We start from the raw sequence: 14,161 nt of genomic DNA on the forward strand, positions 1-14,161 counted from the left end.
CGCCACAGGTCATGGTCGACTCACGGCCCGCCCTTCGCGCCAATCCCGGCCTGTGCGTCCTGTGGCGGCCACCACAGTTCGATCACGCCCGGGCGACCGGTGTAGCCCCTCGGCAGGCCGCGGATGCGGAACTCCAGCGAGGCGTCGCGCTGTGGCCATTGCGTCGCGATCCACTCGGTGAGCGCGGCGGCGCAGTCGCCATTGCGACGGAGATCGTGGACGAGCAGGGTCGGCACCGGATGCGGCCGCGGCGCCTCGCGGCCCTGTGCGGCCGAAGTGATGCTGACGTTCTCGATGCCCTGCATGCGGAAGGTCGCCGCGATGCTGTCCCAGGCCAGCCCGGCGAGGGGCGCACGCGCGGACTCCTCGTGGATGTGGACGAACAGCTGCTTGCGCGATCCCGGGCAGCTTCTGGCCAGACGCGCAGGCCAGGCATCGGCGGGCAGCGCGACGGACAGGGCGGCTGCAGGCATCGTGGCGGCCGGCGTGGTGGCGACCGATGCGGGCACCGACCGCAGGATCTTCAGCCGCCTCGGGTCCAGTCGACGCGTTTCGGTCATCGCGACATCGCGGTCGGGCGTCGTGACCGTCGCGACTGTCGCGGCATCCGCGATGTCGGTCGATGTCGACGGATCGGTCTTCACCACGGCGGTCGGCATGGGCGGCGTCACCACCTGCGATGCGACGGCATCGGTGGTGGTGCCCTTGTCCTGCGCCGCCACGACGGGCAGTCGTGCGGCGACCGGCGCGACGACCGGCTCGGCCACGGCGTAGCGCAGCGTCGGGCCGGCATCGAGGTGCTCGTCTTCGCGCAGGCGCACCCAGTACGCGCTCGGATCGAGGTCGCGGGTGTCGTTGCCGCGCAGTTCGCCGCAGAGGACTTCGGGCCGCACATGCGTGTCGGTGGGGTTGCCGCAGGTCTTGGCGGCCATGACCAGGAAAGCTTTCGCGATGCGCACGTCGCTGTCATCGCCACGCACGGTATCGCTGAGCTGGCGGAAGCGCGCGATCGCCATGCGGTCGCTGTAGCTGGCGGGATCGGGCATGGCATGGCGTCGCTGGCGCAGCACGCTCGCCAGTGCGTCGACGCGCTGCGCGAACGCGGCGGCATCGACCGTCCCGGACTGCAGCGTCGCGCGCATCGGTTCGAGCGTGGCGGCGAGATCCTTCAGCAGCCGCCCTGCGACCGGATCGCTGCCGGCATACGCATCGAACGCGCGGAAGCGTGCCGGCGCGGTCGCGGCGTCATCGGTGCCCGCGCCCATGTCCGTGCCCGACGGCGACAGCGCATCGATCATCGCCTCGTAGGCGCGCTGTTCCAGCGTGCGCTGCGAGGCCACGCGGAAGATGCCCTCGGCCTTGTCGAGCAGCGTCGCCAGGGTCTCGCGGTTGCGCGCCTGTTCGCTGCGCCACTCGTCGAAGGCCTGCCACACCGGCATCAGCACGGCGACCAATGCGCCCAGCGACAGCGCACCGACGGCGGCCTGCTGCGTCTGCAGTTTCCAGAACGGCCGCGATTCATCGTGCGGCTTGCTCAGGCTGGACGTGGCGATGCGCAATTGCCGGTCCGGCGGCAGCAGGACCGACTGCGACCACCCGGGCAGGCGCGCCAGCATCGCGGCCCCCAGTTCGGTGCCGAAATCCTCGCCGAGGCGGTGGTAGCTCTCCCACTGCGCTTCGTCGAAGAACTGGTCGCCGGTGCCCTGCTGCGGGAAATCGCGGCGACGCCGCGCGTAGGCGAGGATGTCCACGTCCAGCAGCGCGTGCAGGTTCGGCTTGAACACCAGCAGCGTGCCTTCGCGGCGGCGGCCCTGCGCATCGGCGCGGTAGAGGATGCGTGCCAGCAGCACGCCGCGCGCAGTGTGGTTGTCGACCAGTTCCTGCGGCGACAGATAGACGAGTCGCGCGGCCGCGCCCTCGCCGGCGGGCGGGCCGAAGCGGCGATTGGCTTCCTCGGCGCGGTAGAACTCGATCTCGGCGCCGTAATCGATGCGCGCCTTGCGCACCAGGTTCTCCAGGTCGGCGTATTCGAACTTCGGGTCGGCGCCGCAGTCGGCCAGCACGATCAGGTCGAGCTGGCGCTGCAGCAGCGGATGCACGCCGGTGTTGTCGAAATGACCACCATCGGACAGATACCAGTCCGGCGCCAGCGGACCGGCGTAGGCGGCGCGGAATTCCGCGTACAGGCGCAGCATCTTGGCGAAGCGCAGCTCCCACCAGCGCGGCGCGCGCGCGACCATGCCGCGTTCCAGCGCGGCCCAGGCGTCGCCGAGGTTGAGCCAGTAGCCCAGGCGCGCGCCGGCGAGGAACAGCAGCGCCGCCCAGCCGGGCGTGGTGTTGACGCCCGCGCCGGGCGAAGCCGCCGCGCCGGAGATGCCGACCCAGCGCGCGAGCCCGCCGATGCCGTCGAGCGTCGCGTCGGGCAAGGGCTTGTGGCCGACATCGATGCCGTAGCCGCTGAGCACCATCGGCACGCCCTTGCGATCGGCGTTGTACAGCCGGGTCTGGTGGCCGCGGGTCTGGTTGAGGCAGACGTTGATGAGATGGATCGGACCACCCTGCTCGGTCGGACGGTGCGCACGCAGCGGCACGTCGTCGGATTCGTCGACGGCGGTGACATCGGACAGCGCTTCGGGCGAGGTGTCGGCGGCGCTGGCCTGCAGCGCGTCCTCGCCGCCGAAGCGTTCGACATTGGCCGCGCCGAGGTAGGCGCGCGCCAGCCGCGCCGCGTACATGTTGTGCAGCGACGACGCGTTCGCGTTGTCGGCGTTCCAGCCGGTGGCGAAGAACCACGCCAGCGGCAGCAGCGCCACGAACAGCCAGCGCCAGCCCGCGCTGGACACGAGCGCATCGCAGGCGGCCACAGGCAGGCTGGGCTGGCAGTCGCCGAGCGAGAAGCCGCCGTAGATCAGGTGCTGCACCAGCGTGGTCCACAGCAGCACGAGGCCGAACGCGAGCGTGTAGCCGGCGATGTTGACCAGCCTGGGCAGCAGGTCGGCGCTGGCGCTGCGGCTGGACTGGATGGTCCGCTGCAGCGGTTCCGACAGCGAGCGGATCGCCAGCAGGAACGCGCCGCCCAGGCCCAGGCCACCGAACAGCCCGGCGTACGACGCCGACAGGATCTTGTGCAGCTCCCAGCTGAGCCAGTCGAGCAGGCCCAGGGCAGCCAGCACCACCGCCATCAGGTTGATGCCGCGCAGCCAGGCGGTGAGGATCCTGCGCGCTGCCGGCAGCGACACCGGGTCGCCCGCGCGGCGGGCGCGGGTCAGGCGCAGCATCGCCGCCACGCCGGCCGCACCGATGCCGACCAGGCCGATGCCGATGCCGAGCGACCAGGTCGGACCGGGCAGCGCCGGCCAGCGACCGCCCGCGCCACCGGAGAACCACGCGCCGACGGCGTCTGTCCAGTCCTCGCCCCAGCCGGCGACGAGACTGATGCCGAGCGCTCCCGAACCGAGGATCAACAGCGCATCCACGGCACCGATGCGCGCAGGCTGGTCGATGCGCGACTCGGTGGACCGGACCGGCGATCGCGGCGTGCGCGCATCGACCCGCACCATCCAGTACAGGACGAGCAGGCCCGGCGCGACCGCCAGCCAGCTGGCCACGGCCAGCGGCCACCAGATGCTGCCCCAGCCCGACCACGCACCGGCGTCCAGCGCGCCGACCTGGGCATCGAGCGTGTAGGCGGACGTGGCCAGAAGGCCGACCACCATCGCCATCATCGCGAATTCCATGTGCACGGCGATGATCGCGCGCAGGTAGGTGGCGATACCGATGCCGAAGTCGCGCGCGCCCATCGGCGCGAGGTAGCGACCGTAGCGGCGCAGCCACGACAGCGGGATGGAATCGCTGCGCGCCAGCAGGGCCTGCGCGCGATCGATGCCGAGCACGCTGACCAGGCGCGCGAACATCGCGCCGATGTAGCCGCCACCGGACACGGTGGACAGGTAGTCGAAGCGTTTCAGCAGGCCGCGCTGCGCGAGCCCGCGGAGCAGGCCGAGGCAGAACGTCGCGCTGCGGATGCCGCCACCGGACAAGGCCAGGCCGATCAGCGGCGTGCCGTCGTCGGCGCTGTCGCCGTTGCGCGCGCGTCGGGCGCGCAGCGCATCGTGCTCGGCATCGGAAATGCGGCCCGCGAAGGGGCGCGGTGTGTCCGTCGCGGCCGCAACCTCCGGATCGCGTGCGTTGTCGCCGGTCGTGCTCATGGGTCCCTCCTCCTGTCGCGATGACGGGTCCGGATCACCGGATGTCGCTTCCTCGTGCCCGACTGTACTCCGCCGGTGGCGCGGCAGCGGTGGCTAGACCAGCGCATCCAGCCTCGGCATCCAGGCGTCGTCGACGAGCTGCTCGAACCCCGGCCCCAGCGGATGGATCTCGTTGTCCCACAGCGCGGTGTCGGCCAGCTGCAGGCGGGTGTCGAGCACGATGAAGCGTTCCGGATCGGCACTGTTCGCGCGGATGTCCTGCAGCAGCGCATGGAAGCTCTCCAGCAGCCAGCGCACGAGGGTCTTCTGCTCGGCGGACGTCAGCCCCAGCGGCGCCACGTACTTCCAGATCCACGGCCCGGCGCGCAGGCCCGGCAGTCCGAAGGTGTAGGGCTTGTCCATCGGGGTCACGTCCGCGTAGGTGTGGGCGACGATCGTCGCGCCGGGCGCGGATGCATCGCGCATCGCGACGATGCGCATGTAGTTCGCCCTGATCGTCGCGAACGTCGCCGCCAGCGCCGTCAGATCGATCCAGCGCCGCGCCACCTCGGGCACCTGTGCTGTCCAGGGCCAGGGCGAGGCGTCGAGGACATCGTCCACACTGAGATGCCTGCTGAAATCCTTGCCGATCACGTCGTTGCCGCCGAGCGACAGCAGGATCGCCGCGAACGGCTTGCCCCGGGCCTGCAGCTCGGCCGCGATGCGCTGCCACTGGCCGATCTTCGACTTCACCTGGCTGGCATCGCGGCCGGGGGCGCTGTCGTCGAGGATGTTCGCGCGCCGGCCCAGCCGACTGTTGGCGGCGATCCCGCTCTGCAGGTCGAAGTAGGTCCGCAGGGGGTACTGGAACCAGGAATCGCCGATGGTCAGCATGTTCTTCCGGTTCGGATAGCGCTCGATGCGCTCCAGGTAATCCTTGAGATGGACGATGTGGGTCGAGGGCATGGCCGTTCCTGCTGGCGGAGGGTGGCGGGGCGAGGCCGGCCCTGATCCGGGGCCGGGTGGCGCGGGCACTGGCCTGCGCACCTCGATCTTGCGCGCCCCCTGTCGCATCCAACGGGATCGAAGCGGCATCGCGGCAACCTCTCGTCGGGCCGGAGGCGGTCGCTCCGGCGGCGGCTTTGCGCTTCGCGGCCATCCGTCGCCTGCCCGACGCCCATTCATCGCTTCATCGCGAGCAGGCGATATAATGCCGCCCTCCCCGCCGAGGGGCGCTGCAAGCCCGGCACAGCCCGGGATCAGGCTCGGCGGAGGTCTCCAACCGTCCCAACGGCGCCCGTTCACTGCCCCGCCCCCCACGGGTTGGGCACTCAACGGAGAACCGACCGCATGAACGCTGTCGCCAAGACCTTCTCGACCGAAGGTGATTACAAGGTCGCCGACATCTCGCTGGCCGACTGGGGCCGCAAGGAAATCGACATCGCCGAGCACGAGATGCCGGGCCTGATGTCGATCCGCCGCAAGCACGCCACCGCCAAGCCGCTCAAGGGCGTGCGCGTGACCGGCTCGCTGCACATGACCATCCAGACCGCCGTGCTGATCGAGACCCTGAAGGACATCGGCGCCGACGTGCGCTGGGCGTCCTGCAACATCTTCTCGACCCAGGACCACGCCGCCGCCGCCATCGCCGCCACCGGCACCCCGGTGTTCGCGTGGAAGGGCGAGACGCTGGAAGAGTACTGGGACTGCACCCTCGACGCGGTGACTTTCCCGGGCGGCAAAGGCCCGGAGCTGGTCGTCGACGACGGCGGCGACGTGACCCTGCTGATCCACAAGGGCTATGAACTCGAACAGGGTTCGGACTGGGTGAACACCCCGTCGGGCTCGCACGAGGAGCAGGTCATCAAGAACCTCCTCAAGCGCGTCGCCAAGGAGCGCCCGGGCTTCTGGACCAACGTCGTCAAGGACTGGAAGGGCGTCTCCGAAGAGACCACCACCGGCGTGCACCGCCTGTACCAGATCGCCGAAGCCGGCAAGCTGCTGGTCCCCGCGATCAACGTCAACGACTCGGTCACCAAGTCGAAGTTCGACAACCTGTACGGCTGCCGCGAGTCGCTGGCCGACGGCCTCAAGCGCGCGATGGACGTGATGCTGGCCGGCAAGGTCGCCGTGGTCTGCGGCTACGGCGACGTCGGCAAGGGTTCGGCGCACTCGCTGCGCGCCTACGGCTGCCGTGTCATCGTCACCGAGATCGACCCGATCTGCGCCCTGCAGGCCGCGATGGAAGGCTTCGAGGTCAACACCATCGAAGACACCCTCGGCCTCGCCGACATCTACGTGACCACGACCGGCAACAAGGACGTGATCACCCTGTCGCACATGCAGCAGATGAAGAACCAGGCGATCGTCTGCAACATCGGCCACTTCGACAACGAGATCCAGGTCGATGCGCTGAACGCCTCCAGCGCCAAGCGCGTGAACATCAAGCCGCAGGTCGACAAGTACATCATCGGCCCGGGCAAGGAGATCTTCCTGCTCGCCGAAGGTCGCCTGGTCAACCTCGGCTGTGCCACCGGCCACCCGAGCTTCGTGATGTCGAACTCGTTCGCGAACCAGACCCTCGCCCAGATCGACCTGTGGGCGAACAAGGACACGTACGAGAAGACCGTCTACCGCCTGCCGAAGGCGCTGGACGAGGAAGTCGCACGCCTGCACCTGGAGAAGATCGGCGTGAAGCTGACCACGCTCACCAAGGAACAGGCCGAGTACCTCGGCGTCGACGTGGCCGGCCCGTACAAGCCGGACCACTACCGCTACTGATCGCGACGCGTCATCCGCGATGCTTCACCACGACGGGCGCCTCGGCGCCCGTTGTTGTTTGCGGGCACGCTATCCTGACCCCATTGTAGAGCGGGTCGAAGACCCGCTGACTCTTCGACCCAGCGTTGCGAGCATCCTGCCGATCAGGCTGGATCGACGAAGTCGTCCGCAGATTTTCGACTCATTCGTCGTCGCCCGGACCACGCCACCAGACATGGTCCGTCGACTGCGCCGGCACCTCGCATTCACGGCTCTCGATCGCATCCACCTCCCTGTCGCGTCCGCCCTGACGCCATGCATCTAGGAGATGGTCCACGGTCTGCCGACTCTGCGCTGCGATGCCGAGCGTGCGCTCCTGCATCCAGCCCTGCCCATCGTCGTCACCCTCATGCGCGCGATCGTGCATCTCCGCATCACGGTGCGGCGTGCCGTAGCTGCAGCGCATGCAGTAGTTCACCAGGTTGGAAGTCCAGTCTTCCAGAAGGCCCAGCCCGGGTGCGCTCGCCCCGCTCAGCGCCGCGATGTCGGCTTCAGCGCGACAGCGGACGAACACCACGAAAGTGCGGAAGTCCGAGGGAATCACGCGCTCCAGGGCATTGAAGACCGGGTAATCGTGCCCTCCGCTGGAGCGATGGCCGGTTGAAGCCCCGTCGTGCAGCACGATGTCGCCGTAGCGGTGGCCGCTCTCCGGCAACGGCACGTTGAGCAGGCGACCACGGACCGGGTCGATGCGCTGCATCCACAGAGTCTCGCCACCGTGCCATGGGTGCAGCCTGGCAACGGCCAGGCCATAGTCGTGGACGATCGGGCCTTCGCCTTCCGGCACCCGGATGCCGCACGCCTCCCACAATCTGCGCGCCGTGGCCCAGTCCTGCAGGGCGATCGCTGCGATCGCGGCATTCCAGTGCGCAGCTTCGTCGATCTCCTCCGACAGGGCGATCGCATCGAGATTGTGGCGCAAGCTGGTCGGCCAGTCGCGCAGGTATTTGCTCGCCAGACCGGCCATGTAGCGGTAGGCCGTGTTTTTCGGGGAACGTTCGATCAACGTGTCGAACAGTCGGGCGGCCTCTCGCAGATCGCCGCGATCGATGGCGGCGTAGGCACGGTGATGCAGAGGTTTCTTGAACATGCGAAAGGGTCGGCGTTCGATGCGGTCATTATGGTGCAGCGGGTCTCCGACCCGCTCTACATCAGGCGATCTTCGCTTGCATGCAGCCGCTCATGCCTTCCAGTTCGCATGCACGTCCCAGAACGCGACGCTGCGCCGATACGCCTCGCGGTCGATCGGCACGCCGGAGCCGCCCTCTTCCACGCCCAGCGCATTGCGCATCATCGTGATCGGGGCGAGCGGGGTTTCCTCGGGGGTCATCGTGTACAGGCAGCCGACGATGCCCCAGTCGGCGTCGATCGGCGTGCCTTCCTTCGCCATCTGTTCGCGGTCGTAGAGGATCGGGATCAGGTAGTTGGCGACCGGCGGGTCGATGCCTTCAAACCAGCGCACCAGCACCGGCAGTTCCTCGCGGCTGCGCGCGTCGTAGCCGCTGCGCAGCAGGTGGCGGTTGCTGTCGTCGATCGGGATGGCCATGCAGCGCGTGGAGGTCCAGTTGCGGTGCACGTGCAGCTTGCAGAACGGTGCGTAGCCGTCGAGCACGGCCAGCGGCGGTTCCTCGTTGAGGCGCTGGACGAACTGCTCGGCGGTGCAGTCCTGGATGGTGTTGCGGCGCGGCTCGGCGGGGAACAGGCGGGGGCGGGCGAACGGGGTGAGGACGATGGACATCGGCGGTGGCGGCGGTTGAGACGGCCGACAGCCTACCGGTTCGCGGGCATGGCCGCTGTCCGGTCGGGGGAGCGGGCTGCGTATACATTTTTACTTTCATCGCGATAAAGAGATAGAATCTCGCCCGACCCGCCCGGACGCCCGTCATGACCCCGATTTCCTTCGAGTTCTACCCGCCCAAGACCGACGACCAGCGCGCCCTGCTCGACCGCACTGCGGCGAAGCTCAAGGCCTACGCGCCGGAATACGTCTCCTGCACCTTCGGCGCCGGCGGCTCCACGCTGAGCTACACCTCCGAGACCGTGCGCCACCTGCACCAGACCCACGGCCTCGACGCCGCGCCGCACATCTCGTGCATGGGCGGCAGCCGCGAGGAGATCCGCGAACTGCTGCGCCTGTACCGCGCGCTCGGCTGCACCCGCCTCGTCGCGCTGCGCGGCGACCTGCCCTCGGGCATGGCGCGCATGGGCGACCTGCGCTACGGCTCGGACCTGGTGAAGTTCATCCGTGACGAACACGGCGATCATTTCCACATCGAGGTCGGCGCATATCCGGAAGTGCATCCGCAGGCCGACGACGCCTTCGCCGACCTGCGCAACTTCAAGACCAAGGTCGACGCCGGCGCCGATGCCGCGATCACCCAGTATTTCTACAACCCCGACGCCTATTTCCGCTTCGTCGACGACGTGCGCAGGCTCGGCGTCGAAGTGCCGATCGTGCCGGGCATCATGCCGATCTCGAACTTCAGCCAGCTCAAGCGCTTCTCCGACGCCTGCGGCGCCGAGATCCCGCGCTGGATCGGCAAGCGCATGCAGGCCCTGGGCGACGACGCCGACGGCATCCGCGAGTTCGCCGCCGACCTCGTCGCCGACATGTGCCGCAAGCTGGTCGCCGGCGGCGCCCCGTCACTGCATTTCTACACGCTCAACCTCGCCAAGCCCACGCAGTCGGTGCTGGCGCGACTGTAACGCGCCACGACCCTGTTCTTGTGGGAGCGACGCAAGTCGCGACCGCTCAGCATCCCAACGCTTTTGTAGGAGGGCCTTCAGGCCCGAGTTCTTTGCGTTATCGAAGATCAAGAGCTCGGGCCTGAAGGCCCTCCTACAAAGCGCGCGTCAGCTCACCCAACCCGCCACGACAAACAAGGCGAGGATCGCCAGCCACAGCAGCAGTACACGCCAGACCAGGCTCATGGCGTCACGCAGTTCCGGCAGCTCGCCGAGCTGCACCCAGGCATTGCCGGGGGCCACGCCCTCCTCGATGAGCTCCGAGGTTTCTTCCGCAATTTCGCTGCGCACGCTGGCGCGGCCGGCGGCGCCGAGGAAGGCGTTGTCGAGCCGCAGCGATGCGCCGCCGGCGTCGCGCCAGGCGGCGAGCACGGTGTCGAAGTTGCCGACCAGCGCCAGCGCCAGCGACATCGCCTGCGCGACCGGCCAGTCGAGCAACGCATGCAAGCGCTTCGCGGCGCCACGGGCGGCCGGCGAGAGGGCTTCGCCGCTGTCGTCCTGCGCACTCAACGCCACCAGGCGATACAGCAGCGCGCCGGTCGCGCCCAGCAGCAGGAACCAGAACAGCACGCCGAACCAACGCCGCAGCGCGCTGGCGAACACCGCCTCGATCATCGCCGGGCCTTCGCCGCCGCGCGCGGGATCGGCGCCGAGGCGGACGATGGCCTCGCGGCGCGCGTCGGCGTGTTCGGCATCGATGACAGCAGCGACATCCGCGTCGAGGTCGCGAGGCCCCCAGGCGACGAACAGCACCGCGAGGCCGAACAGCAGGCCGAAGATGCCGAACAGCGGCGAATGCAGGGCGTACTGCAGCAGCGCGACGAGCAAGAGCGGCGGCAGCAGCCCGATCAGGACACCGGCGCGGCCGTGCCACAGGCCGCCGGGCGCCGGGAACAGGCCTGACAGCCAGCGCAGCCAATGCGTGTAGAGGTCATGGCGCCGCACCAGGCCGGCAAGCCCGGGCGCGAGATGGCCCAGCGCGAGGGCGAAGATCACGGCGATCAGGGTGGCGGCCATGCCCGAGTCTACTCCGCGACCGCAACCCCGGCGTGCCACGCTTCGATCAGCCAGCGCGAGATCGACACCGACGGCGACAGCAGCAAGCCTTCATCCTTCGTCTCGCCGCGCAGCGCGGCGCCGACCTCGTCGCGGGTGAACCAGCGCGCGTCCTCGAGTTCGTCGGCGGCCTGCGGCGGATCGGGCTCGGCGTCAGCCACGAAGCCCAGCATCAGCGACGACGGGAACGGCCACGGCTGCGAGCCGAGATAGCGCGACGTGCGCACGCGAACGCCGGATTCCTCCATGACTTCGCGGGCGACGGTCTGTTCGAGTGTTTCGCCGGGCTCGACGAAACCGGCGAGCGTGGAATAACGACGCGCCGGCCAGCTGGCCTGACGCCCGAGCAGCAGGCGCTCGCCGTCGGTGACGGCAACAATCACTGCAGGATCGGTGCGCGGATAGTGATCGAGGCCGCAGGCATCGCAATGCCCCTGCCAGCCGCCACGCGTCGGACGCAGGGCTCCGCCGCAGGCGCCGCAGAAGCGGTGGCGACGGCGCCAGTGCAGCACCGCGCGGGCCTGCGCGAAGGCGGTGGCGTCGAATGCCGGCCAGTGCGTGGCGGCGCTGCGCAGGTCGATGCGGCCCTCGCTGGCGGGGCGCGCCTCGAACGGCGCCGACACCGGGCCGGGCGCGCCTTCGCCGATGTCCAGCGCGAACCAGGCCTCGTCGCCGCGCAGGCCGAGGAACACAGCCTCGTCCGGCAACTCGCCGAGGGTCATGCCGGTCGGCGCGTCCAGAAGGCCCTGCGCATCCACGCAGGTGCGGCCCTCCGCATCGACGCGCAGCACGCGCCCGTTGCGCCACAGCGTGCGCAGCGCGTCATCCTGGTCGCGGAGATGGTCGGCGCGCTCCAGCGCGTCCTCGACGAAGGCGAAACGCGGCGCCGGGGTCACGGCGAGCCTCAGGCGCTGAAGCTGCTGCCGCAGCCGCAGGTCGTCTTCGCGTTGGGATTGCGGATGACGAACTGCGAGCCGTGCAGGCTTTCGGTGTAGTCGACCTGGGCGCCGACCAGGTACTGCAGGCTCAGCGGGTCGACCAGCAGGGTGACCTCGTCGGTCGCGACCGCGAAATCGTCCTCGTTCTGCTGTTCGTCGAACTCGAAACCATACTGGAAGCCGGAACAGCCGCCGCCCTGGATGTAGACCCGCAGTTTCAGCGCGGGATTGCCTTCTTCGGCGATCAGTTCGCGCACCTTGGCGGCAGCGGCGGCAGTGAAGTCGATCAGGGGCGCCGCGGCATCGGGCGCGGAGGGCGTGGCGGTCTGGGTATCCATGCGCACAGGATGGGGCCCGGGCGATGACGGTTCAAGCGCGCCGTCGCAACGCACCGGCACGCCCGCCAACGATCGACAAGGCGCGATCAGTTCGTCGCGCCGGTGCGGATGGTGTCCGGCCACGGGAAGGACTGCTCGACCGCGCTGCCGCCCGAGGGCACCAGGCGCACGGTCACGCGCAGCGGCTTGAAGCCCTCCGGCAGCATCACCTCGCCTTCGACCTGCTGGAAATACTTGAAGGAGTATTCCAGCCCCGGCGCGTTGTTCAGCTTGCGCAGGCCCGACCAGGCGAGCTTCTCCAGGCGATCGTTGCGCGTGCCCTCGATGCCCAGGGTGAGGCGACCGGTGTTCACCGCGCCGCGGTTGAGGTTCTGGGTGAGCGTGGCGGTGAACTGCCACACGTCGCCGCTCTGCAGGCGCATGTCCAGGTCGTGCACGCTCAGCCCGCGACGCTGGCCAGTGGCGCCCACGAAACGCTCGTAGAAGGCGATGTCGGCACGCAGGCCGGCGATCTCCTCGTCGCGCTCGGCGAGCGTGCGCTCGAGGTCGCGATTGGCCTCGCGGCTGATCTGGTCCGAGCGGCGCAGCGTCGACACTTCCTGGGTCAGGCGGTCGTTGCGCGCGCGCAGCGCAGAGGCGCTGCGGCTGTCGGCGTCGGCGGAGAAGAAGGTCGTCCACGCGCCCCACAGCCCGAACCCCAACGCGATCAGGAACACCGCCAGCGCGACGTAGACCCAGTGGTGGCCGCCCGCGTGCAGGTGCGGATCGAACAGGTGGCCGCCACCGGATCTGCCGCCCGCCCCACCCGCGCGCGGGGCCTCGGCGCTGGGCGTCCCCGGCGCGGCGCCGTCGGTCGGTGGGACATCGCCGGCCTGGCCGCCGCCATTCCAGTCACCGCCGGAGGCGCCGACCACGGTCCAGGTGTCGTAGATCGACGGGACCGGCGATGGCGGCGATGCCTGCGGCGTATCGACGACGATCGGGGCGTCGAAGTCGATGCGGGCGTCGGACCGGGTATCGGATGCCTGGATGTCCGGTGTCTCGACCGCCGTTTCGGCGGTGTCCGGAGCGTCCTCGGCAATCGATTCGACGGACGGCATCGTCCGCTCGGCCTGTCCGCCGCGACGCTTGCGCCGCCGCTTGCCGGCCTTGCCGCGCGCCTGGCCAGCCGCTTCGCCGTCCGACAAGGCACGGTCGAGCAGCGCGCGCACGGCAGGCGCGGCCTCGGGCGTGTCGGTGGCGGGGGACGCCGGGCCGACGCTGTCGGGAGTCTCGGTCATCCCCACATCCTACCGTCTGTCCGCCGGCGGCTGGGTGACGGACGGCCGGATTGGCGGCATCGGCCGGGTTCGGCCCGACCGGACGCGCGTCCGCTCGTCGTCGTCGGCTCCGGGTCTTAAGCGATCAGCCAGCTTCCTGACCGATACTGGGCCCGCTGCTGCCGCACCGGCCGCAGGCACGCCTGTTCCGGGGGAAACGCGTCATGACCGAAGCCCATGTGTTCGTCGTCGGCATCCTGCTGGCCTGGCTGGCCGGCGTGCGGGTCTATCTCACCGTCTTCGGCGTCGGCATCGCCGGGGTCATGGGATGGCTGGACCTGCCCCCCGCGCTGGAAGCGACGACCTCGCCCTGGGTGCTCGGCACGTCCGGCGCACTGGCCCTGGCCGAGTTCTTCGCGGACAAGATTCCCGGCGTCGACACCGGCTGGGACCTGCTGCACACCCTGCTCCGCGTGCCCGCCGGCGCCTTCCTGGCCGCCGCCGCGATCTCGCCCGACGGCGAGCTGGGGGCCGGCATGCTCGCTGCGGGCGCCGGCGCCGCACTGGTCAGCCACACGCTGAAATCGGGCACCCGCGCGATGATCAACACGTCGCCGGAACCGCTGAGCAACTGGACCGCCTCGGTCGCCGAGGACACCGCCGTGGTCGGCGGCCTGGCCCTGGCCTGGAGCTATCCGTGGATCGCCCTGGGCGTGGTCGTGCTGGTCGGCCTGAGCGTGGCGCTGGTGGTCTGGTGGGTGTGCCGCAAGGTCTATCGCGGGGTCTCGCGGCTGCTCTCGACCTGAACCCGGATCGCC

11 protein-coding genes and 1 riboswitch are annotated in these 14,161 nt (G+C 69.6%); of the genes, 3 read left to right on the top strand and 8 right to left on the bottom strand.

Annotated features, from left to right (window positions below; genetic code table 11):
• Positions 1-20: 20 nt before the first annotated feature.
• On the bottom strand, positions 21-4,208 hold the full coding sequence (locus ACFQ0E_RS01515) for a patatin-like phospholipase family protein (protein WP_386821939.1): 4,188 nt from the start codon (positions 4,206-4,208) through the stop codon (positions 21-23).
• 93 nt (positions 4,209-4,301) lie between these two features.
• Positions 4,302-5,153, bottom strand: a complete 852-nt coding sequence (locus ACFQ0E_RS01520; protein ID WP_386821940.1) for a hypothetical protein — start codon at positions 5,151-5,153, stop codon at positions 4,302-4,304.
• A gap of 255 nt (positions 5,154-5,408) precedes the next feature.
• Positions 5,409-5,493: riboswitch (S-adenosyl-L-homocysteine riboswitch) on the top strand.
• Between the two features lie 44 nt (positions 5,494-5,537).
• Here ACFQ0E_RS01520 and ahcY point away from each other — a divergent pair.
• Complete coding sequence (gene ahcY, locus ACFQ0E_RS01525) at positions 5,538-6,968, top strand: adenosylhomocysteinase (RefSeq protein ID WP_386821941.1); 1,431 nt, start codon at positions 5,538-5,540, stop codon at positions 6,966-6,968.
• A gap of 181 nt (positions 6,969-7,149) precedes the next feature.
• Here the strand turns inward: ahcY and ACFQ0E_RS01530 are convergent, their stop codons facing one another.
• Both ACFQ0E_RS01530 and ACFQ0E_RS01535 read right to left on the bottom strand, forming a co-directional pair.
• Positions 7,150-8,097 carry a tetratricopeptide repeat protein gene (locus tag ACFQ0E_RS01530; RefSeq protein ID WP_386821942.1) on the bottom strand — a complete coding sequence of 316 codons (948 nt, stop codon included), beginning with the start codon at positions 8,095-8,097 and terminating at the stop codon, positions 7,150-7,152.
• A 90-nt stretch (positions 8,098-8,187) separates the two neighbouring features.
• Positions 8,188-8,745 (bottom strand): DUF3228 family protein, encoded by a 558-nt coding sequence (locus ACFQ0E_RS01535; RefSeq protein ID WP_386821943.1) that lies wholly within the window; start codon positions 8,743-8,745, stop codon positions 8,188-8,190.
• Positions 8,746-8,891: 146 nt separating this feature from the next.
• On the opposite strand from ACFQ0E_RS01535, the gene metF reads away from it, so the two are divergent.
• On the top strand, positions 8,892-9,713 hold the full coding sequence (gene metF / locus ACFQ0E_RS01540; protein ID WP_386821944.1) for a methylenetetrahydrofolate reductase [NAD(P)H]: 822 nt from the start codon (positions 8,892-8,894) through the stop codon (positions 9,711-9,713).
• 147 nt (positions 9,714-9,860) lie between these two features.
• Here metF and ACFQ0E_RS01545 read toward each other — a convergent pair whose 3' ends face one another.
• The 4 genes from ACFQ0E_RS01545 to ACFQ0E_RS01560 all read right to left on the bottom strand — a co-directional run bounded on the left by ACFQ0E_RS01545 (position 9,861) and on the right by ACFQ0E_RS01560 (position 13,364).
• Positions 9,861-10,769 (bottom strand): hypothetical protein, encoded by a 909-nt coding sequence (locus ACFQ0E_RS01545; protein ID WP_386821945.1) that lies wholly within the window; start codon positions 10,767-10,769, stop codon positions 9,861-9,863.
• Between the two features lie 8 nt (positions 10,770-10,777).
• A complete protein-coding gene (gene nudC, locus ACFQ0E_RS01550) occupies positions 10,778-11,704 on the bottom strand; it encodes an NAD(+) diphosphatase (protein WP_386821946.1) in 927 nt (308 codons plus the stop codon).
• Between the two features lie 8 nt (positions 11,705-11,712).
• Entirely contained in the window at positions 11,713-12,084 is a 372-nt protein-coding gene (gene erpA / locus ACFQ0E_RS01555; protein WP_137852894.1) for an iron-sulfur cluster insertion protein ErpA, read from the bottom strand.
• An 86-nt stretch (positions 12,085-12,170) separates the two neighbouring features.
• Positions 12,171-13,364 carry a DUF6776 family protein gene (locus tag ACFQ0E_RS01560; RefSeq protein WP_386821947.1) on the bottom strand — a complete coding sequence of 398 codons (1,194 nt, stop codon included), beginning with the start codon at positions 13,362-13,364 and terminating at the stop codon, positions 12,171-12,173.
• 203 nt (positions 13,365-13,567) lie between these two features.
• On the opposite strand from ACFQ0E_RS01560, the gene ACFQ0E_RS01565 reads away from it, so the two are divergent.
• Positions 13,568-14,149, top strand: coding sequence for a DUF4126 domain-containing protein (locus tag ACFQ0E_RS01565; RefSeq protein WP_386821948.1), 582 nt, complete (start codon positions 13,568-13,570; stop codon positions 14,147-14,149).
• The last annotated feature ends 12 nt before the right edge of the window (positions 14,150-14,161 follow it).

The sequence above is a fragment of the Lysobacter brunescens genome (genome assembly GCF_042677005.1).
Classification (GTDB): domain Bacteria; phylum Pseudomonadota; class Gammaproteobacteria; order Xanthomonadales; family Xanthomonadaceae; genus Lysobacter_I; species Lysobacter_I brunescens.

Bases quoted from the DNA above. Each gene is read 5' to 3' on its own strand.
- ACFQ0E_RS01565 (WP_386821948.1), top strand. From the start codon at position 13,568: ATGACCGAAGCCCATGTGTTCGTCGTCGGCATCCTGCTGGCCTGGCTG.
- ACFQ0E_RS01545 (WP_386821945.1), bottom strand. From the start codon at position 10,769: ATGGCCGCCACCCTGATCGCCGTGATCTTCGCCCTCGCGCTGGGCCAT.
- ACFQ0E_RS01530 (WP_386821942.1), bottom strand. From the start codon at position 8,097: ATGTTCAAGAAACCTCTGCATCACCGTGCCTACGCCGCCATCGATCGC.
- ACFQ0E_RS01520 (WP_386821940.1), bottom strand. From the start codon at position 5,153: ATGCCCTCGACCCACATCGTCCATCTCAAGGATTACCTGGAGCGCATC.
- ACFQ0E_RS01560 (WP_386821947.1), bottom strand. From the start codon at position 13,364: ATGACCGAGACTCCCGACAGCGTCGGCCCGGCGTCCCCCGCCACCGAC.
- ACFQ0E_RS01535 (WP_386821943.1), bottom strand. From the start codon at position 8,745: ATGTCCATCGTCCTCACCCCGTTCGCCCGCCCCCGCCTGTTCCCCGCC.
- erpA (WP_137852894.1), bottom strand. From the start codon at position 12,084: ATGGATACCCAGACCGCCACGCCCTCCGCGCCCGATGCCGCGGCGCCC.
- ahcY (WP_386821941.1), top strand. From the start codon at position 5,538: ATGAACGCTGTCGCCAAGACCTTCTCGACCGAAGGTGATTACAAGGTC.
- ACFQ0E_RS01515 (WP_386821939.1), bottom strand. From the start codon at position 4,208: ATGAGCACGACCGGCGACAACGCACGCGATCCGGAGGTTGCGGCCGCG.
- metF (WP_386821944.1), top strand. From the start codon at position 8,892: ATGACCCCGATTTCCTTCGAGTTCTACCCGCCCAAGACCGACGACCAG.